Raw genomic sequence first — 20,813 nt, 5'->3', positions numbered from 1 at the left:
AAGATCCTGTTTCGTTGGAACAGAAGAGGAGCAAATCCGTGTGTAACACGAGATTGCTCCTCCTTTTTTTATGAATTTCATTTACAGGACAGCGCTTAGAAGTATTGTGCACCATGAGTAGCAATGACGTCTTTATACCAGTGGAAGCTTTTCTTTTTCACCCTTCTCAGCGAACCCGTACCGTCATTGTTTCGGTCTACATAGATGTAACCGTAACGTTTCTTCATTTCTCCTGTACCTGCGCTGACCAAATCAATCGGGCCCCAGCTCGTATATCCAATGATCTCGACTCCGTCCTGAATGGCTTCTGCCATCTCGGCAAAATGACGGTCCAGATAGTCAATGCGATAATCATCTTCCACCGTATCATTGTCCAGCAATACATCGGTAGCGCCAAGTCCGTTTTCCACAATGAATAGTGGCTTGCCGTAGCGATCATGCAGCTGATTGCAGGTGATTCGCAGTCCTTTCGGGTCAATCGTCCATCCCCACTCCGATGCATCAAGATATGGGTTTTTCACGGAACCAAATACATTGCCTTCGGTGGAGTCTTTCAATATCTCCGGATCTGTGCTTGTGCAGCGGCTTGCATAATAGCTGAAGCCAATATAGTCCACTGTATTCTGCATAAGAAGATCGGCATCTTCCGGCTGCATCTCGATATGAATGCCGTTTTCTCTGAAGAAACGCTTGGTGTAGCCGGGATATGCCCCTTTGGACTGAACATCAATGAAGAAAAAAGACTCACGATCCTGCTCCATCGCCTTCCATACGTCCTCTGGGTTGGAGGTGTAAGGATAGACCGTACCTGCGGCCAGCATACACCCGATTTGTGCACCGGGAATAATCTCGTGACCTGCCTTGACGGCGAGTGCACTGGCTACCAATTCATGATGCGCCGCCTGATACAGGATCTGCTGCTTGTCCTCTCCCTCTTGCAGGACTATACCTGCTCCGATATACGGGAGATGCAGAAGCATGTTGATTTCGTTAAACGTCATCCAGTATTTTACTTTGTCCTTATATCGATTGAATAACGTCTTCGCATAGGTTTCAAAAAAGCCAATCATCTTCCGGTTTTTCCAACCGCCATAAGTTTGCACGAGATGTACAGGTACATCGAAATGACAAATAGTTACGACCGGTTCGATATTATATTTCAACAATTCATCGAAAACATCATCATAGAATTGCAGGCCTGCCTCATTGGGCTCGGCGTCATCCCCGTTCGGGAAGATCCGGGACCAGGCGATCGAAAGTCTTAAACATTTGAACCCCATTTCGGCAAATAAAGCTATGTCTTCCTTGTACCGATGATAGAAATCAATGGCTTCATGAGAAGGGTAGAACTCGCCCTCTTGTGGCTCGAATGAGTCAAGGTTCCCCATGGCAATAGGGAATCGTTTGGGCCCGACAGGGATCAGATCGACCGTAGTCAATCCTTTTCCCCCTTCCAGATAGGCTCCCTCCAGCTGATTTGCCGCTGTTGCTCCTCCCCAGAGAAAATTTTCCGGGAAGGAAGTTAGCTTTTCAAACATCAAGGTTGTCCTCCTATTCATCCAAACGTTGACTTAACCAAGCACGGTCAGCAATTTGTCTTTTTCGTTCACCGATGCATTTTCGGTGCCCACAACATCCAGGTAATTTGAAGTATTCGTAATAATAATCGGGGTAACCGTCTCATAACCGGCATCCTTGATGGCCTGCAGATCAAATTCCATAATCAGATCACCTGCGTTAACGCGGTCTCCATCTTTCACATGAGCATTGAAATGTTGACCTTTCAGTTGTACCGTATCTTGTCCAATATGGATCAGCATTTCTACACCGTCATCTGTCACCAGTCCAATGGCATGCTTCGTGCGGTACACCGTTTGTACGACACCAGTGATTGGCGATACCACTCGGCCACTTGTTGGTCGAATCGCAATCCCTTTACCCATGTGCTCACCAGCAAACGTAATGTCGTTAATTTCCTTCAATGGAACGACTTCGCCTGCCATTGGGCTGAAAATTTCGTATTTGCTGTTCGGATTCGGATCCAGTGCAGGTGCTGGCGCAGCTGCCGGAGCAGATGCTGGTGCTGCAGCTTCCTTGAAACCAACGACATACGTAAGAACGAAACCAAGTACGAACGCAACGGCTGTTGCTACAAGTGCCATATAGAATGCCGAATCAACACCTGTGGCCGGGTTAATGAACGTCGGATAACCGAATACGCCGAGTCCGCCGAACATGTACATTTTCGAACCGAAGAATCCCAGAATGGCGCCGCCAATACCACCTGCAACACAGCTCATGATAAACGGTTTTTTGAGTGGAAGCGTCACACCATAGATCGCCGGCTCGGTTACACCGAAGATGCCTGAAATGAAGGCCGGAATACTCAATGATTTCAGTTTGGCATTTTTAGTTTTCAACATGACTGCAAGTACCGCACCAATTTGAGCAAAGGAAGCAGCGAACGACATGGCAACCACCGGATCAGCTCCGGACGTACTGAGGTTCAGCAGCATGACTGGAACCAGGCCCCAGTGGAGACCGAACAGGACGAACACTTGCCACAAACCGCCAATCACGAGTCCTGTAAGAAGTGGGCTCAGTTCATAGATACCTGTTGCTCCTGCACCGATCAACTGTCCTGCCCAAGTGGATACTGGACCAATAACAAGGAACGTTGCCGGAACGATAACAAGCAGGGTAAAGAATGGAACAAGGAATGTACTAACCACTTTAGGGATGACATTTTTGAAGAATCTTTCGATCTTCACGGCAAAGAATGTAGCGATAATAATTGGAATAACCGACGATGAATAGTTCATCAAGATAACAGGAATACCCAGGAATGTTATATGAATCGGTGACTCAAACAATGTACCTGCGAACAACGTGTATAATGGATCTCCTGCAGTCAAACCGGATAGCGTCGGATATACGAGCGTCGCACCGATGGCCATACCCAGGAATGGTGAGCCGCCAAACTTCTTGATTGCCGTATAACCAAGGAATACCGGGAAGAAGTAGAACAGACAGTCACCCGTTGCATTCAACAGATGGTAGGTTCCTGACGTATTCGTCAACCACCCGAAGGATAAAAACATGGCTGTAAAACCTTTGATCATCCCTGTTGCAGCAAGCAAACCGAGCAGCGGAGTGAAGACTCCCGAAATCATGTCGATAAATCGGCTGAACAGGCCTACTTTTTTCCCCGATTCTTCCTTCGTCTCTTCAACCTGACCCTCTGTCGGCAAGTTGCCTACCTTCACAATCGCTTTATATACATCCGGTACTTCATTGCCGATGACGACCTGATACTGTCCACCACTCTGCATAACCGTAATGACGCCAGGCAGATTTTTAATCTCTTCTGTTTTAGCAACGCTTTCATTTTTCAGTTTAAAACGTAATCTGGTTACACAGTGGAAGACGCTGTTCACGTTTCCAGTGCCACCTACACGGGATAGGATGTCTTTGGCCAGTTGATCATAATTCATAGTAATTCTCCCTCTCTAAGTAGACTCCCCATGCTTGTGAAACAAAGAAAACCTGAACTACTGAACATACACAACGTGCCGGATGATCCGGAAACAAGTCGTGTTATTCAGCAATTCAGGTTTTGCCCTTAATGGTTGCAACCCTGTAAGGCTGTACACAGCGATATTCGGTTGTTCGTTCAACAACTTCATCTTAAAGTAAGTTGCAACCAGTCTTTACTGACCTGGAGTGACCGGCATTGCCTGATTGAACAGTTACAATCCGATTTTTGTATGCGCTTACTTTATGGATAAATAATAGTATAACTTCTGATCTTTTGCAAGCGTTTTTTTAAGAGAATATTTGGATTCGATTGAGCTACTCTGAAGTGGCGTGCACCACACGTTCAATATGAATCGATAGATACATCATTTCCTCGTTAGTGAGTTGATATGTGTAGTTATTTTCGATGAATTTTTTGATTTTCTCTGAGCACTTGTGTGCTTCGGGATATTTTTTCTGAATCAGTTCAAACAATTCATCATCATTGTTATTTTTATAGTGCTTCCCTTTGACCAGACGCTGGGCGAAAAATTTCAGATGCGTCACAAATCGGTAATAGTTCAGCGAGTTCTCGTCAAAATCCATTTTGAAATGGTACTTGATGATGGTCAGCACCTCTTGCATCACCTGCGTCATGCTTCGAATATTCGGCATTTCTTCGTTAAGCGCTGCATTTACGAAATGCAATGCCATAAATCCGGCTTCATCTTCCGGTAATAGGATACCAAACTGTTCACAGATCATGTTAAGGCCCTCTAGTCCCACTTCGTACTCATCCTTGTACAACTGCTTCGTTTCCCACAGTAATCCATTACGGATAGGCAGATTTTTGCGATAACGCTCAATAGCGAAATGAATGTGGTCTGTAAGATGGAGATAGATGCTGTCATTCAATTTTTTGCCCAATTTCAGTTTGGCATAAGCGATGATCTCTTCGGAAACTTTCATGTATTCCAGCGGTATGCTGGAGATTAATGTTTTGAAGTTTTCCTGAATATCTTCATTTTGTAAAGTAAAGATCTTGTCAATATGCTCCTCGGAGACTCTATCACCTGCCCGCTTCTGAAAAGCAATTCCTCGGCCAATGACGATGACTTCGCGCTCATCCTGAATGGCAACCACAGCGTTATTGTTCAGCACCTTCTCGATTTTCACTTTATCCACCCCAATATACAGAAAAAGACAAGCCACACCTTCAAGAAGGTAATAGGTCCTGCCCTTTTCAACTTCAATATCAACGATATGTGCGTTCATGGTATTACAATTTTCTACAATGTGCAACAATAAATTTAATTTGGTTTGTTCTGTTATATTTTATTCAGCCTGTCTCATATGTTCTTAAAGCATTTGCATTATTTCCTCTTGAATTGAAAAAACACTTCCAAAAATGAAGATCACCACTCACCTAAGTGTCCGAGTTCTATAGCCAATCTCGCATACCATTCATGGTTAAGGAGGGATCTTCATATAAATTGCCCGCCCAAGGTGGTCCATCTCTTCTTTTGCATTAAATTGCAGTACGAAACCGACTTATTACCCTAGTTTCTTTTATTTCTATTTTCATTCTCCAGTTCAGCTTCAATCCGCTTGTTGATCACTCGGATCTCATCAGAACTGAGTTGATCCACTTGATTCAGTTGTTTGTCGAATTCGTATTCTTCTGCTTCCTTGTTGTTCATGAGCCCCAGATGCTCTTTAATCGAACGAATATCTTCACGAATATATAAGGTATTCCGATAATTATCCACCACAAGACCGAGAATAATTCCAATGACGATCACAGTGCCATACGGAAACATAATACTAATAATGGCTCCTGCAATCATCAAGACGAATACAAACAAAATGATTCAACTCCTTTGACTGTAAACATTAATACAATCGTTTCTCATACGATTCTTGTAACGAACGGACGACATCGTCCTCCGTAACACCCAATTTGCCAGCGTGCGCAGCGATAATACGTGCTGGTTTGGGTAATTCCTCCTTGGCGATCCAGTTCTCAGGTTCCCAGGTATGCGAACGTTTAAACGCTTTGCCACAATGCATATAACATTCTTCTACCATCACAGCGATACCTAATTTGGGTGTTTTGCCCTGTGCCTGCATTTGCTTCATCATATCGATATCCCGAATAATCATCGCTCTGCCATTGATACGCAGTGTCTCTTCAAGACCAGGAATAACAAAAATCAATCCAATATGCGGATTGGACAAAATGTTTAACAGCGAGTCAAATCGTCTGTTGCCCGGCCGTTCCGGAATGACCAGATGATGCTGATCCACGACATGTACAAATCCTTCTCCGTCACCACGGGGAGATACATCACAAGAGCCTGAACGATCACTGGTTGACATAAAGAGCAGCCCGGAACGGGCAATGAATTGTTGACAATGCTCATCCAGATACGTAATCGTTTTGTTTTTAACCAGTTCTCCGGGGGTGCCGCAAATCTCTCTTAGAACGTCTTCCGATTCAACGATGTCTTTAAATATGTTTTTGGTCAACATGACCACATCCTTTCTATCCGACCTGACCAGTTATGTGATTATAGCTCAAATCTTTTCTTTATTACTTCCGCTGCCTCTTCAGGGCTCTGGTGCGAATTATTAATCCGAATATAGTGCTCGTGCATGATCTCTCCCGGCGCTGAATTCAGTCGATATTTCTGCATGCTATTAAGCAAATCCTGCTCAGACCATTCTACATTTCGCTTCGTTGCCTTGTGCAGCAGCCGATGAGGACTCCGGTTACGATCCAATCGTTCTGTCAAATCTGCCTCCAATTCAACATAACACACCTGCCCGCCTTGAGAGGTAAACAGCTCACTGATATTACGGATATATTCTGTATCCTGTTCCAGATCGAATGCCCACACGTATGTAAATATCAAGCCCGGAAGATCGCTCTTCGCCACTTCTTCAAAAATTTCCTGGCGAAACAGACTCACAAGTCTTTTTCCTTGAGCTGTGCCATAACTGAAATAGGGAGATACCAGTTCAATCGTCATGTGATTGTGAAACAACTTCAGATCCGTGATCTTCTCCAGTTCCTGCCCGACGGTCATTTTCCCGACAGCTTGTGGACCAAAAATGATGACAAACTTCATCCAACCACTCCTTATTTGGAGATCTATCCCATTTGAATTTTCTGGGCATTCTCCATAATACCTCTTTAAAAGCAAATTAAAAAGAGATTTCAAGCCTTCCCTTTTCATCAGGAGTCTTAAAACCTCTTATTCATATTATTACATATACAAACTAAAGTTATCGTCCAATCAGCGCCCATCCCCATTTCATTCGCCGTAATCCAATTGCTATCCCCCATGAAAGCAGCAGGGCAACGACATAAGACAGGATAATGCCAAGACTAAAATGCTGTGCCAGTTCCAATGAGAACTCCCTTCTCCAGAACAACAATACTAATGGATGCATCAAGAATATCCCGAAGGCTACTGTTCCCAGCGAGTCCAGGAGGCGAGTGATTAGACGGGCTCGATCCCTTTTTTTGGCCGCTGCTCGTTCACATCCCATCAACAATAGCAAACATGCAGAAAGTGTAAACAAATTGCGGAACAAAAACAGCAAGGTATACGTTATGATCGGAGATGCACCTAAGGACGTTTTTATGTAAACACTGCCATATACAAAGATAAAACCTCCACTTAAAAAGGCCATGATCAACACATTGCGGTATGAACGCAGCTTCTCCAACGAAATGTTAAAGTTCATGCCAATCCACGCGCCAAACCCAATGACAATCAGGTAACTCGGCAGAAGACTCCCCATTCGCTCGAAGTGGAACTGAAGATGTAATGCATAGAAGCCAGCTTGCGCTGCAATAAAGAACACGGGCAAATAACGCTTGAATAGACGAAACCGGGTTAGTAATAAGAGCAGCGGAAACACCGCATAAAACTGAAGAATAATAAGAAAAAAGTATAAGTGCGTATGCGCTGTTCCTGTGAGCAATTGTTTAAGGAAAAGCGTATAATGAGACATTGGATCATGACTTGCCAGCAGCTGTTTGACCCCAAAATATATCAATGACCAAATCACATAAGGCACAAAAACATATAACAGACGCTTTTTATAAAATCCGAACATCCAACCCTTATCCTTCACCCTGGCACTATAGTTATAGAACAAGACAAGGGAGGACAGAAACAGAAATGCAGGCACCGCAAATTGCAGAAAACTGTTCCAGAAATAATAAAAATCATGACCCTGCGAATGCTTGGGATAATGCGCAACTGCTGTGGATGTTGCATGGATGGCAACCACAGCCATGATGGCAAAAGCACGAAAAAGATCCAGATACTCAATACGCCGGGGCCGATTAACCGGTTGATTCATAATAAAACCTCACTTATGACTGATATGGGATGATAGTTTCCGGCCGCAATCCAGATTCTAAGCTTCATTGTAATCAGCCTGCGAGGGTTATTCAATCGATATCCATATTATTTCGTCATTTTTCCTGTATATTCAACATTATTCGACAACATCGATCCAGAATGGCTCCACCACGTTACCGTCCGGCTCCACATAATCCTGATCCTGGATCCCCCCATTACGAAGAATGACCTTTTGGGAAGCGGTATTGCGGGAATTCCTCATCCTTATCTCCCTAATATAAAAAGAAAAAAGAATCCGCGTTTGCAGATCCTTTTTATAGGTCTAATGCTTTGCTCTGTGTATTACTTCACGATCCTGCCTTCCAATTCCTCCATACATTGATACGTGAACTGATAGCTGCCTGATCCCAAAGCGATCTTAACGTGAGATTCTGGCGTTTGAACTCCCTGAAGATGAGGCACCTTATGCAAAGGAAGACCACTCTCCATAACTGTCTGAAGGCTTGCACCCGGCAAAACAACGGTTCCTGTTACATTGGCGGGAATGGTTACGTGCACTTCCATCTCATTTTGTTCCCGGCGATACCATCTTGATACCACACGTCCATACATCGTATCGAGACTTGCTTCCACCCAATCCAGACCCGGACCAGGCTCCGGCTCGATATGCACAACATGAAAGCCCGGAGATTTCTCATCGGAACGAATGCCTGCAACATTACGGTATAGCCACTCTCCAATGGCACCGTACGCATAATGGTTGAATGAATTCATATCTGCACTCCATAGGCTTCCATCTTCTTTTATCCCGTCCCAATGTTCCCAGACGGTCGTCGCCCCTTTCGTTACCTGATACAGCCAGGACGGGTAGTCTTCCTGAAAGAGCAGCGTATACGCCAGATCATGATGACCTGTATCGCTAAGTACTGGATTCAGATATGGTGTGCCCACGAAGCCGGTTGTCAGATGATTTCCTGCATCTGCAACCAGTTTTCCCAGTTGCTCGATGGCCCGCTGTCTTGCCTTAGAATCCAGTAATTCAAAATGCAGGGCAAGAACATGAGCTGTCTGTGTAGGAACCGCAATTTTCCCCGCAGGCGTAACAAACTCCTCTCGGAATGCAGTTACAATTTGATCATGCAACTTTTCATAGTATGCTTCATCTTCTTCGTTTCCAAGAACTGCGGCCGCCTTTCTCACGAGTGAGACCGAATAGGCATAGAACGCGGTTGCCACAAAATCCTTGTCCGTTGCACCAATGTAGCTGTCCGGCTTGGAGTCGAGTCCCAGCCAGTCCCCAAAGTGAAAGCCCGTGTTCCACAAGTACGGATGATCACCTTGATCATGAATATAATGAACCCAACGTTTCATGCTATCATATTGCTCGGCAAGCAGTCTGACATCTCCATACATCTCGTAAATGGTCCAGGGACAGATGACCGCTGCATCGCCCCAGGCAGCCGAAGAATGACTGGTGTCCCCCCAGCCCTCGGACGTTGAACTTCTTAGATCCGGAACGAAAAAGGGAACACCACCATCCTCGCCCTGATCTGCCTGAAGATCCCGCAGCCATTTCGTGAAGAAGGGGCCCGTGTTCATTAGATATGAAGCTGTCCGAATAAACATCTGCGCGTCGCCCGTCCAACCTAGACGTTCATCCCGCTGTGGACAGTCAGTCGGCACGTCAAGAAAATTCCCCTTTTGTCCCCATAGGATGTTGTGATGAAGCTGGTTTACAAGCGGGCTGGAGCATTTGAAATCACTTGTTCGCTCCATATCGGAGTGCAGTACCACTCCTCTAAAGTCCTCCAGATTTATCGGTTCCGCGAAGCCAATGAGCTTAACGTAACGGAACCCCTGAAATGTGAAATGAGGTTCGTACGTCTCCACCCCTTCACCTTTTAAGATATATCGAATAGACTGTGTTGCTCTTCGCAGATTCTCGGTATAAAAATTGCCCTCATGGTCCAAAATCTCGGCGTGTCTTAACTCAACGGTATGCCCTTGCTCACCCTCGATGTTGAATTTCACCCATCCCACCATATTTTGCCCCATGTCCAGCACGCGGTCTCCCTGCGGGGTAGTGAGTAAGGCGATAGGCTCGAGCTCCTGCACTTGGGTAACAGGTACATTCTCCTGAGCGACGATAATGTCTTTTGTATATTCAAGTATCTCCACAGGTACCCAAAGCGTTGAAGTGTCATCTGTCCAATCCCTCTCCAAGCGTGCATCATATGTCTCCCCCATGTAGATATCCGACATGCGGATGGCACTACTCGCAGTCATCCAGTCCCCATTGGACAGAATGGTTTCTTCCGTTCCATCCGCATAGTGCATATGGAGTTCCAGCAGTAAGGCTGTATGTTCGCCAAAAATTCCTTTTTCCTTATTCCATCCCAAATGACCTCTATACCAACCGTCTCCAAGGGTTGCACCAAGAATATTCCCCCCTGCTTGAAGAAGATCTGTGACATCATAAACCTGGTATTGCAACCGCTTTCCATAACTGGTCCAGCCGGGCGTAAAATAATCCTGTCCCACTCTCTTGTTATTCAGATGCAGCTCATACAATCCAAGAGCCGTCACATAAATTCTCGCAGAGGTTATTTCTTGTTTCAGTTCAAAAGTGGTACGAAGACGAGGACAAGCTGTATCGTTCTCGTCTTCCGGTCTTGACGTAATCCAATTAGCCTGCCAGGCATTCCTGCTGTCCATCAGTCCCATTTCGAAAAATGCTGTTTCTGACCAGGCAGATTGCTCTTCCGCAGCGTCCCAGACACAAATGCGATAATAATAACGGGTTCGTGCCTTGGGCAGCCAACCAGCCAGTTCCACATGGATGGACTGATCAGAGATGACTTTCCCGGAATCCCATTCGGTCTGGTCATGACCTTCCGTTAGAGATAACTGAATTTGATAGGCTGATTGAACACAGTTCCGCTGGTCCGACTGTAATTTCCAGCTTAATCTGGGTGACTTTACATCCAGTCCAATCGGATTAACTCTATATTCGCAACGAAGATGACTGACGGTCAACATGGGGTAAACATCCTTTCCATCGTGGTTTCCAACACAGGCTTACGCTATAATTATACTGATCCTGCTCTCGAAAATACCCGGTAATGAGGACAGTTTAACCCGGTAATTCGGCCATGACCATAAGGAGGTTAAGACGTGAATTCATCTGTACATCTGTTAAAAAGTGAATTCTTCTTCAACTCTGATCTGCAGCTCTTTGTCAATCGATGTACCGAGGATTTTAACCTCCCTTTCCATGCCCATGATTTCTTGGAATACAGTTATGTTGCGGAAGGCGCAGGGTTCCATCACATTGATCAGGACATAGTCCCGGTTCAAAAAGGCATGCTGTTCGTCATCCCCGTTGGAGTACCCCATGTATTCCGTCCATCATCGTCCAATATCTCACAGCATCCGCTCATCATATATAACTGTCTGTTCCATACGGAACTGATACATAAACTGTCTGTCACCATTCAGGAAGAAGACATTCGAAGACACCTGATCGATTTGGCCAACAATAAGGTCTCTTATGTATCCATCTCCGATCAGAATCGACAGATTGAAGAATTGATGGTGAAGCTCTATCGCGAAACCTCGGTTGCGGGAATCGGTTCTTCCACCATGTTATATACACTCGTTAGCCAGCTCATCGTAACGACCTTCAGGCAGCTGCACCAGAAAAAGCACGGCGAACAAGGGCCTGCTTCCGATTTTGAACATATCCTTTATTATCTGGATCAGCATCTTGGCATGCGCATTCGAATGAGCGATCTATCTCACCAATCGGGTTGGAGCGAAAAACAGATTGGCCGCATGTTCCTGAGCTATACCGGACAGACATTCAGCTCGTATCTGCAGCATCTGCGCATACAAAAAAGCCGTGAACTCCTGAAGAATTCACAGCATAAAGTCAGCCTGATCGCTGAGCTGGTCGGATATCGGGATGTGGATACATTCTACGCCGTCTTCAAACGAATTACAGGGGAAACCCCACTAGCATACCGCAAAAAGTCCAGAACCTGACGTCCTGGACTTTTGGAACTTCCACTATCGACTCGCAGTCTCAAACAAATCATCTATGTACGCCTTGGCACCTCTCCAGCTGGACATCAAGGGAAACGGATATTGTTCACGTTCACTCCCATTCCACGGATGAGGTATGCAAATGACTTTCTTTCCCTCTTTCCAGGCAGGAATCAAATTATGTGCCCCGTCATCAATTAACAAGTCAAAGTTAATCAGATTTTTTCGTTTACATGTGATAAACTGCTCCGCCTTAATAAAGGGCATATGCCGCTGAAGCCAGTTCCACTTTTCCACCACAGTCTTCGGGTCTGCTGCCGTCACAATAATAACATCATAAGCTTCATTCAGCTTTTGCATTTCGTCCACAACGTACTCGTCGTACAGCTCCAATTCCTCAAACAGTCCCGGCCGACCATAAAAAACATCATGAGTGCTGTCCGGATGACGCAAGTGAGACGTATCCCAATGAGTCATATCCTCATAACGCAGCGGATGGGTCGGGAAGTTGATGTTGTTGTGATAAATGGCTCGCCTGACCAGATGACAGATCGTATCATCCATGTCTACAGCAATGATTGGTTTCTTCATGTTATCCCTCCCCAGTACGAACACAGTATATCACCCCGGGTGTCATGAAGCTATTCTTTTTACAGTCACATCCATTAGATAAAAAAAGGCGCCCCTGCGCCGCTCATATGCTGCGCCTGGGGCTGCCCTCTTGAATTAAGCCAAATCTTCACCGTTGGAAGCAATGACTTTTTGATACCAGCCAAAGCTTTTTTTCTTATAACGATTCAATGTACCTTGTCCGTTGTCGTCCTGATCGACGTAGATTACGCCATAACGCTTGGACATCTCGGAAGTGGATGCACTGATGATGTCGATCGCTCCCCAGTTTGTGTAACCCATGAGGTCTACCCCATCCATGACGGCTTCCTTCATTTGCGTAATATGTTTTCTCAGGTAGTCAATCCGGTAATCATCGTTAATGGAACCATCAGCTTCAACCTTATCCTTGGCACCAAGTCCGTTCTCCACAACGAATAATGGTAATTGATAACGGTCATACAGCTCTTTGAGCACCACGCGAAGTCCGATTGGGTCAAGCTGCCAACCCCATTCTGTACGCTCCAGATTCGGGTTTTTAATGGTGCTGTACAGATTGCCCCCAGTTACTCCATATTCCTCAGGATTCACAGCAGATACCAAGGACGTGTAGTAACTGAACGAGATGAAATCCACTGTGTGCTTTTTCAATATCTCTTCATCCCCTGGTTCCATGACGATAGAAATTCCATGGTCAGCCCAGTAACGAGCCATGAAGGTTGGATAGCTTCCGCGAACCTGAACATCGGTATGCAGCAGATTCAACTGGTTATCAATCTGAGCCTGCAACACATCTTCCGGTTTAGACGTGGCCGGATAGTGAATCATACGAGCAAGCATGCAGCCAATCTGAAAGTTCGGATTGATCTGACGTGCTTTTTCCGTAACCAGACTGCTGGCAACGAATTGGTGATGAAGCGCCTGATACGAAGCCTGCATCACGTTGTCCACGCGGTCTTCGATAATGCCTCCACCTGTGAAGGGTTCAATGATGGTTGTGTTGATTTCATTAAATGTCAGCCAATATTTAACCTTGTCTTTATAACGGGTCATTACCGTTTCAGCATATCTCACAAAATGACCAATGACTTCCCGACCAGCCCAGCCGTTATACTTCAGTACCAGTGCCATTGGCATTTCATAATGAGAAAGGGTTACGAGTGGTTCAATGTTGTGCTTGCGCAGTTCATCGAATACTTCGTCATAGAAGCGCAGTCCTTCTTCATTAGGTTCTGCATCATAACCGTTTGGGAAAATACGCGGCCAGTTGATCGATAGACGAAATGTCTTGAAACCAAGCTCAGCGAATAGCGCGATATCCTCTTTGAAGCGATGGTAAAAATCAATTCCGTATCGTTTGGGATAACCCTCCGCACTGTGGTGGGACATGGCTTTCTCAACGGTTGCCGTGGTCACATGCATGAGCTCTCTCAGATTGGTGTAGTCTTTTTTCTCAAAATAAGGAACCATGTCCGCCGTGGACCAGCCTTTGCCACCTGCATCGAATCCACCTTCAGCCTGATTGGCGGCAATGGCGCCGCCCCACAGAAAACCTTCCGGAAATCCTTGTCGATTAATCATGCGTATCTCTCCTCTTCTCGTTAATTTAAAATTACATCTGGGCTTTCAACACCTCTTGACCCATCGTGATCTCACCCAAGTTTACTGGCTTAATTTCCTGGTAGTCAGCCGTGTTCGTAACAACCATGGCCGTTGTAATGTCATATTCTTTCGCGATTTGATCAAGTTCAAAGGAAAGCAGCTTGTCACCGGCCTGTACGCGAGTTCCGGCGGTAACATGGGATTCAAAGTATTGCCCGCGCAGCTTGACCGTATTGATTCCCACATGGATCAGAAGTTCCATTCCGTTATCGCTGCGGACAACGATCGCATGTTTTGTTTTGAACACATTCATAACCGTCCCTGTCACTGGTGATACGAGCTCGCCTACGCTAGGAACAAATGCAACACCTTTACCCATCAATTCATCGCCAAACGTTGGATCATTGACTTCTTTCAGTGGAATTGCTTTTCCTGTCATCGGAGCAACAGCAACCGCATTACTTGTCGGCGTTGGTGCACCCAGGTCGTCCACGTTTACCTCTGCTGACTCATTGGAAGGCGCTGCTGCTGGCGCAGCAGATGCCCCAGGGGAGAACTGAGCGAGCGCTTCTGCGTCTCCTTCTTCCTCCTTGATTCCGAATACCGTGGACATAATCGCACCTACCACGAAGGCAAGAATCATCCCAATTAGGGAATACCAGAACGTCTGTCCAATCAGGGAAGGCAGTCCAGGAAGTCCGCCATTACCCGCAAGTACATAAGCCTTGGCTCCAAATGCCAGAGCGAACCCACCACCTACAGCACTACCAATCATGGCTGCAGCAAAAGGTTTTTTGTACTTCATGTTTACACCGTACATTGCCGGTTCAGTTACACCCATGAGCGCTGTAAAGCTTGTAGACAATGCAACGGTTTTGAGCTTTTTGTCTTTTGCACGGAAAAATACGCCGAGCGTTGCTCCGGCTTGACCCATATTGGAGATATACGTTAGCGGCAAGAATTTATCAAAGCCCAGTGTAGCAATGTTACTCAGGATAATTGGAACGAGTGCATAGTGCATCCCTGTCATAATAATGAGCGCCATTGCGCCGCCAAGCACGATACCCGCAATGAGTCCACCTTCATTGAGCAGCCAGTTGATACCGCCGGACAATCCATTACCTACGAAAGTACCTAATGGACCGATCGCGATCAGCGTAACCGGAACCATAACAAGCAACGTGATCAATGGAACAAGCAGCAGCTTCAGAGCGGCCGGAATTACGCGGTCAACCCACTTCTCCACATAGGACATGAGCCATACGGCCAGCAAAATCGGGATAACCGATGAAGCATAGCTTACTGCCGTTACCGGAATGCCGATAAAAGCTACAGACTCGCCGCTGGAGAGCAGCGTGCTCATATCCGGATACATTAACGCTGTACCTAGCGCAATCGCAACAAACGGATTACTGCCGAATTTGCGGGCAGCGCTAACTGCGATCAATAGAGGCAGGTAATGGAATACGCCATCCCCGATCGCTGAGAGAATGCGATACGTATCCGTACCTGCCGACATCCAGCCGAGAGATACAAATAAGGCAAGCAAACCTTTGAGCATACCAGCAGCGGTGATCGCTGGCAGCATCGGAGCAAAGACCCCTGCAATAGTTTCAAATATTTTAAGAATTACATTTTTATTTTTGTCCGATTTGACTTCTTTCTTTTCCTGACTCTGCTGCAGTGCCGGATGTTCTTTCACCATGGCATCGAACACTTTCGGTACATCGTTACCGATAATGACCTGGAATTGGTCACCGGAGATGTTGGTCCCCATGACCTTGTCCAGCTTCTTGAGTGTACCGTTATCCACTTTGTCATTGTCTTTCAACTCAAAGCGAAGCCGGGTAATACAGTGGTACACTGAGTTGATGTTGTTTGTTCCCCCAACGGCTTTAATAATTTCCTGTGCCGTTTCCTGATGGTTCATGATGTTTTCCTCCTCGTATTTTCCAATAAAAAATACCCGAACGAATACGACACGTCATGTGCGCGTCATTTCATTCGGGTATTGCCTGATTGAACAGTAACAAGCCCATGGGAATATTTAATTAACACCTAATTTTCTCGCTTGGTTTTCATTAACCGCTCCAGATGGAGCGTAAGATATAACTGTTCCGAGTGAGTCATGTCGTATTGATAATTCTTATGGATAAAGGTTTCGATCTTGCCGATACATTTGAAGGTTTCGGGATAGTTTTTCCGAACCACCTCGTATAAATACTCCTCTGCATCATCATGAGTTGAATGCGTAATGACTCTCTGGCAGAAGTATTTCAAATGTGTGATGAAGCGGAAATAATTGACGCTATCTTCATCCAATTCGACATTGAAGTGATATTTGATAATATTCATGATTTCCTGAAGCAGCTGCATGAGATGGGTCACATCATTCATGGAATCATTGACTTCCGCATTGATGAAATGCAGAGCAATGTTGCAAATCTCATCCTTGGGAAAATCAATATCCAGTCTTTCCTTCAGCAACGTGAGCGCTTCTCGGGCGACATCGTACTCCGCCTTGTAAAAATGCTGAACTTCCCAGGAAAGCGGATTCCTCGTGATCATGCCCTTTTCCATACGCTGCAAGGCAAAATGAATGTGATCCGACAACGAGACATAGATCCCGTCACTGATGGTTTTGTTCAATTGCGTCCGTGCTAGCGTTACGATATCATCCGTTGCCTGCAGGATTTCAATCGGCACTTCTGTGACGATGGACTTGAACTTCTCGTAGATCGATGCATCCTGAAGACGGAATACTTTTTCGATCCGTTCCTCATCAATCTCATCACCGACTTTGAACTTAAACCCGATACCCCGGCCGAGGATCAGCAGCTCCTGATTTTTGTCATCCACGGTACTGACAATATTGTTATTAAATATCTGTTTAATAATCATTTTGGACCACCCGTTTTTTTTGAGGATTAAAAAAAGGGCAAAACCAAAATAGAAATAATAAATCATTTCCATAGTGGTTTTGCCCGCATTACCGGTAACAAGCCTCGGGTATAATTTATCACAACCTGAAAACGGTGTCAACCAAAAATGCTACCACTGTCTTATTTACATGAATGCTTTATACCGTTTATGCCCTTTAAATAGGGCTTTAATCTTAACAATCTCACATCAGTTCAAGTATTTCTTCAGTTTGTCCCTCTAGAGTATTGCCATCGAACGGTTGTGTGAAACCTTACTAATAGATACTGGTCATTCTAATTCAATCGGTTTCATCTTTTACTTCGGTAAGCAAGGACTTGCTACTTAACGGTTGAAATCGTATGAGCTTATAACTTTTAATCCATTCTTCACTTGCTGCATGTCGAACCTTTATTTCTGCGTGGTACTGTTCCTTCAACTCCGTTAACTTCACATCTATAGTAGAATAGTCACCTTCGTCAATTCCATAATAGATGTAAGTCCACCCCTCATGCTCAGCAGATAAAACTTCAAATTTTCTAGCTTTTTCTTCAAATAACTCCACCACCTCTGGTGGTGCCTGAGCAAGTTCAATCGTTTCAAAAGCAACCTGAGTAATCTGCAACTGGACTCTAGTCCAGTAAAGATAGCCCGCCAACATAACTAGTATAAAACCGATAATAGGCACTAATCGTCTTCGCTTTCGGGAATGTCTTTTTGTGTTCAATGGATCATCTCTTTCTTATAAGTATTCATTTGTTAATGTCCTTTTTTAAAAGTAAACAAGCTCTATTTACATAAACACAGGTTAGATGGTTATGGTTGGTTTAAATTATTGAAGCAGACAAACTTCCATAAAAAAAGACCCTTCGTTTGAAGGGCCTTTTACTATTATTGTTGGAATGTCACATGAATCTGAACGATTTCGGAGCGACTGCTCGTGCGGATTGGTGGTCCCCAGAAGCCATATCCAGAGGTCACAATGGAGTGCATGGAACCTTTTTGCAGGTAACCCCAATCGTTCTCGTAGATCGCCTGCGTGATGAACTGAGCAGGTGCAATCTGGCCACGGTGGGTGTGACCGGATACAACCAGATCCACACGATTCTGCTCCGCTATATCCAGATCATACGGCTGATGATCCATCATCAGCACCGGCTTGCTGAGATCGGTATCCTGCATCAGCGTTGCTACTTCGGCACGATCGTTTTCCGTCCTGTCTTTGCGTCCAATCAGGGTAATTTTGTCATCCAGCATGACCTTGTCATCGTAAAGCACTTGCATATTGCTCTTCTCCAGCGCAGCAATCAGATCTTCAATCGGTCCGTCGAACTTGTCATGATTGCCCAGTGAAGCATAGACTCCGTATGGCGCCTGAATACCACTGATAATATCTGCAATGCCACTACCCAGATACATGTCCAGATTGTCATCAATAAGGTCACCGGGATAGAGGACCAGATCCGGCTTCAACGCGTTGATTTCCTCCACCATGCGCTTGGCGTGTGCCGGACCTGATAGAAGTCCAAAATGCATATCCGCAGCCATAACAATGTTGAGACTGTCGATCCCTTCCACCTTTTTATCAATTTGAATGCTGTACTCCCTTACTACCGGACTATACGCATTATAGATCCCATAAGCCATCGTAGAGAGAAGTAACACCAGAGTAACGACACCCGCCCACTTCTGTGTGTGATGTCTGGGAATCCGTGTTAAACGGAGTAACCACAATGTTAGATGGATTACTGGCAAGATCAGCAGCAGCAGTGAAAAAATAGCCAGCCAGTAAGAACCAATTACACTTAAGAAGGATATACTTCCAAACAGCCGGGCCAGAATGAATGAAACCGCAAGAAATACAAGTGCTGCAATGTAGAACCATCGAAACCTGGCTGACACGACGGGCTTCATCCAGCTCCAGCCGCTCCAACCTATGTAGAACACCAATAAACCGTATACAACCAAAAACAAAATGCCTGCCAATACGAACATGCTCCGGTTAACCTCCACGTCAATAAGTTGATTGCTGAATTTACACCTAACAAACCATAAAATAATTGCCTGTCTGAACCAGTATAACGCAGTATGCAGGGTCGAGGCATCTCCTTCACCAGCTTAGATACGTACATTTTATTACAATTTGGTGATACTTAAATTCCAGCCAATTGAAATCGGTGTTATAGAGTAACCGTGTAGTAAATAAATAAAAAAGCATACCTGCATTCGCTTAGGAGTATTACCACTCATAAACGGATGCAAGCATGCTCGCATGTTAATTTTCAGTAAAGTGACTTAACATATATTACTCGTTTGTATCCATCCATTGGAAGTGGAATGAACCTTCTTTGTCCACACGTTTGAACGTGTGAGCACCGAAGTAGTCACGTTGCGCTTGCAGCAGGTTTGCAGGCAAACGCTCTGTACGGTAACTGTCATAGTAGGACAGGGCGCTGGAGAAACCAGGTACCGGAATACCTTGTTTTACAGCAGCAGCTACAACTTCACGCCAAGCATCCTGGTAGGATTCAACGATGTTTTGGAAGTATGGATCCAGAAGCAGGTTTTTGAGTTCTGCATCTTTGTCATAGGCTTCTTTGATGTTTTGCAGGAACTGTGAACGGATAATGCAGCCGCCGCGGAAGATCATCGCGATGTTGCCGTATTTTAGATCCCATCCATATTCGTCGGAAGCCGCACGCATTTGGGCGAAGCCTTGTGCGTAGGATACGATTTTACTTGCGAACAAAGCTTTACGTACGCTCTCGATAAACGCTTTTTTATCTCCGGAGAACGCTTCAGTCTTCGGTCCGTTCAGGATTTTGCTCGCAGCTACACGCTCGTCCTTCATCGCGGACAGGAAACGGGAGAATACGGATTCCGTAATCATGGACAGTGGCACGCCGAGATCCAGCGCACTTTGGCTTGTCCATTTGCCTGTTCCTTTTTGTCCGGCCGCATCCAGAATAACGTCAACCATGGGTTTGCCGGTTTCCGGATCGTATTTGGAGAAGATATCTGCCGTAATTTCGATCAGATAGCTGTCCAGTTCACCTTGATTCCACTCCGTGAAGATTTCGTGCAATTCCTCAACGGAAACATTCAGAACGGATTTGAGCAGGTGGTAAGCTTCACCAATCAACTGCATATCTCCGTATTCAATACCGTTGTGCACCATTTTGACGTAGTGTCCGGCACCATCCGGTCCAATGTACGTGCTGCAGGCATCATCGCCAACTTTTGCTGAAATGGCTGTCAGAATCGGTTCAACCAATTCGTATGCACTTTCTTGACCGCCTGGCATGATTGCCGGACCTTTAAGTGCGCCTTCTTCGCCACCGGATACACCGGCTCCGATGAAACGGAAACCTTTTTCTTCCAGCTCTTTGCTGCGGCGTTGCGTGTCAGGGAAGTAGGCGTTACCTCCGTCAATAATGATGTCGCCTTGATCCAGATGTGGAAGCAGTTGCTCGATGGTTGCATCAGTCGCTTTACCGGCTTGAACCATGATCAAAATTTTGCGCGGGGATTCCAGGGATGCCACGAACTCTTCAATGGAGAACGCACCAATCAGGTTTTTACCCTCAGCTTCTTTCAAAAGATCGTTTGTTTTCTCCGGGGAACGGTTGAACACCGATACCGAGAATCCTTTGCTTTCAATATTAAGGGCCAAGTTTTTGCCCATTACTGCAAGTCCAATAACACCAATCTGTTGTTTACTCATTATGTCCTCCCCATGCTCCT

17 protein-coding genes are annotated in these 20,813 nt (G+C 45.5%); 1 reads left to right on the top strand and 16 read right to left on the bottom strand.

What is annotated here, in order from left to right; translation table 11 throughout:
* Nucleotides 1-95 precede the first annotated feature (95 nt).
* From ABGV42_RS02485 to ABGV42_RS02445, 9 genes are all read right to left on the bottom strand, one after another.
* Nucleotides 96-1,538, bottom strand: a complete 1,443-nt coding sequence (locus ABGV42_RS02485) for a 6-phospho-beta-glucosidase (protein ID WP_347380230.1) — start codon at nucleotides 1,536-1,538, stop codon at nucleotides 96-98.
* A gap of 33 nt (nucleotides 1,539-1,571) precedes the next feature.
* On the bottom strand, nucleotides 1,572-3,494 hold the full coding sequence (locus ABGV42_RS02480) for a beta-glucoside-specific PTS transporter subunit IIABC (RefSeq protein WP_347380229.1): 1,923 nt from the start codon (nucleotides 3,492-3,494) through the stop codon (nucleotides 1,572-1,574).
* Between the two features lie 358 nt (nucleotides 3,495-3,852).
* Nucleotides 3,853-4,692, bottom strand: a complete 840-nt coding sequence (gene licT / locus ABGV42_RS02475) for a BglG family transcription antiterminator LicT (RefSeq protein WP_347383117.1) — start codon at nucleotides 4,690-4,692, stop codon at nucleotides 3,853-3,855.
* 383 nt (nucleotides 4,693-5,075) lie between these two features.
* Entirely contained in the window at nucleotides 5,076-5,381 is a 306-nt protein-coding gene (locus tag ABGV42_RS02470) for a hypothetical protein (RefSeq protein ID WP_347380228.1), read from the bottom strand.
* A 28-nt stretch (nucleotides 5,382-5,409) separates the two neighbouring features.
* On the bottom strand, nucleotides 5,410-6,048 hold the full coding sequence (locus tag ABGV42_RS02465) for a pyridoxamine 5'-phosphate oxidase family protein (RefSeq protein WP_347380227.1): 639 nt from the start codon (nucleotides 6,046-6,048) through the stop codon (nucleotides 5,410-5,412).
* Between the two features lie 38 nt (nucleotides 6,049-6,086).
* Nucleotides 6,087-6,647, bottom strand: coding sequence for an AAA family ATPase (locus ABGV42_RS02460; RefSeq protein WP_347380226.1), 561 nt, complete (start codon nucleotides 6,645-6,647; stop codon nucleotides 6,087-6,089).
* A gap of 157 nt (nucleotides 6,648-6,804) precedes the next feature.
* Nucleotides 6,805-7,893, bottom strand: coding sequence for an acyltransferase (locus ABGV42_RS02455; RefSeq protein WP_347380225.1), 1,089 nt, complete (start codon nucleotides 7,891-7,893; stop codon nucleotides 6,805-6,807).
* Between the two features lie 138 nt (nucleotides 7,894-8,031).
* Nucleotides 8,032-8,157 carry a hypothetical protein gene (locus tag ABGV42_RS02450; RefSeq protein WP_431523595.1) on the bottom strand — a complete coding sequence of 42 codons (126 nt, stop codon included), beginning with the start codon at nucleotides 8,155-8,157 and terminating at the stop codon, nucleotides 8,032-8,034.
* Between the two features lie 80 nt (nucleotides 8,158-8,237).
* Entirely contained in the window at nucleotides 8,238-10,934 is a 2,697-nt protein-coding gene (locus ABGV42_RS02445; RefSeq protein ID WP_347380224.1) for a family 78 glycoside hydrolase catalytic domain, read from the bottom strand.
* A 135-nt stretch (nucleotides 10,935-11,069) separates the two neighbouring features.
* Here ABGV42_RS02445 and ABGV42_RS02440 point away from each other — a divergent pair, with 135 nt between their 5' ends.
* Nucleotides 11,070-11,939, top strand: a complete 870-nt coding sequence (locus ABGV42_RS02440) for an AraC family transcriptional regulator (protein ID WP_347380223.1) — start codon at nucleotides 11,070-11,072, stop codon at nucleotides 11,937-11,939.
* A 24-nt stretch (nucleotides 11,940-11,963) separates the two neighbouring features.
* On the opposite strand, the gene ABGV42_RS02435 is transcribed toward ABGV42_RS02440, so the two are convergent.
* From ABGV42_RS02435 to gndA, 7 genes are all read right to left on the bottom strand, one after another.
* Entirely contained in the window at nucleotides 11,964-12,530 is a 567-nt protein-coding gene (locus tag ABGV42_RS02435; RefSeq protein WP_347380222.1) for a 5' nucleotidase, NT5C type, read from the bottom strand.
* Nucleotides 12,531-12,665: 135 nt separating this feature from the next.
* On the bottom strand, nucleotides 12,666-14,129 hold the full coding sequence (locus ABGV42_RS02430) for a glycoside hydrolase family 1 protein (protein ID WP_347380221.1): 1,464 nt from the start codon (nucleotides 14,127-14,129) through the stop codon (nucleotides 12,666-12,668).
* A gap of 31 nt (nucleotides 14,130-14,160) precedes the next feature.
* On the bottom strand, nucleotides 14,161-16,080 hold the full coding sequence (locus ABGV42_RS02425; protein WP_347380220.1) for a beta-glucoside-specific PTS transporter subunit IIABC: 1,920 nt from the start codon (nucleotides 16,078-16,080) through the stop codon (nucleotides 14,161-14,163).
* 128 nt (nucleotides 16,081-16,208) lie between these two features.
* A complete protein-coding gene (gene licT, locus ABGV42_RS02420; RefSeq protein ID WP_347380219.1) occupies nucleotides 16,209-17,051 on the bottom strand; it encodes a BglG family transcription antiterminator LicT in 843 nt (280 codons plus the stop codon).
* Between the two features lie 319 nt (nucleotides 17,052-17,370).
* Nucleotides 17,371-17,796: a hypothetical protein gene (locus tag ABGV42_RS02415; RefSeq protein ID WP_347380218.1), complete on the bottom strand. Its 426-nt coding sequence runs from the start codon at nucleotides 17,794-17,796 to the stop codon at nucleotides 17,371-17,373.
* A 164-nt stretch (nucleotides 17,797-17,960) separates the two neighbouring features.
* Nucleotides 17,961-19,064 (bottom strand): metallophosphoesterase, encoded by a 1,104-nt coding sequence (locus tag ABGV42_RS02410; protein ID WP_347380217.1) that lies wholly within the window; start codon nucleotides 19,062-19,064, stop codon nucleotides 17,961-17,963.
* Between the two features lie 310 nt (nucleotides 19,065-19,374).
* Nucleotides 19,375-20,793, bottom strand: a complete 1,419-nt coding sequence (gndA, locus tag ABGV42_RS02405; protein ID WP_347380216.1) for an NADP-dependent phosphogluconate dehydrogenase — start codon at nucleotides 20,791-20,793, stop codon at nucleotides 19,375-19,377.
* Between the last annotated feature and the right edge of the window lie 20 nt (nucleotides 20,794-20,813).

This window comes from Paenibacillus pabuli (assembly GCF_039831995.1).
GTDB classification, from domain to species: domain Bacteria; phylum Bacillota; class Bacilli; order Paenibacillales; family Paenibacillaceae; genus Paenibacillus; species Paenibacillus pabuli_C.
This window is presented reverse-complemented; position numbering and strand designations above follow the sequence as displayed.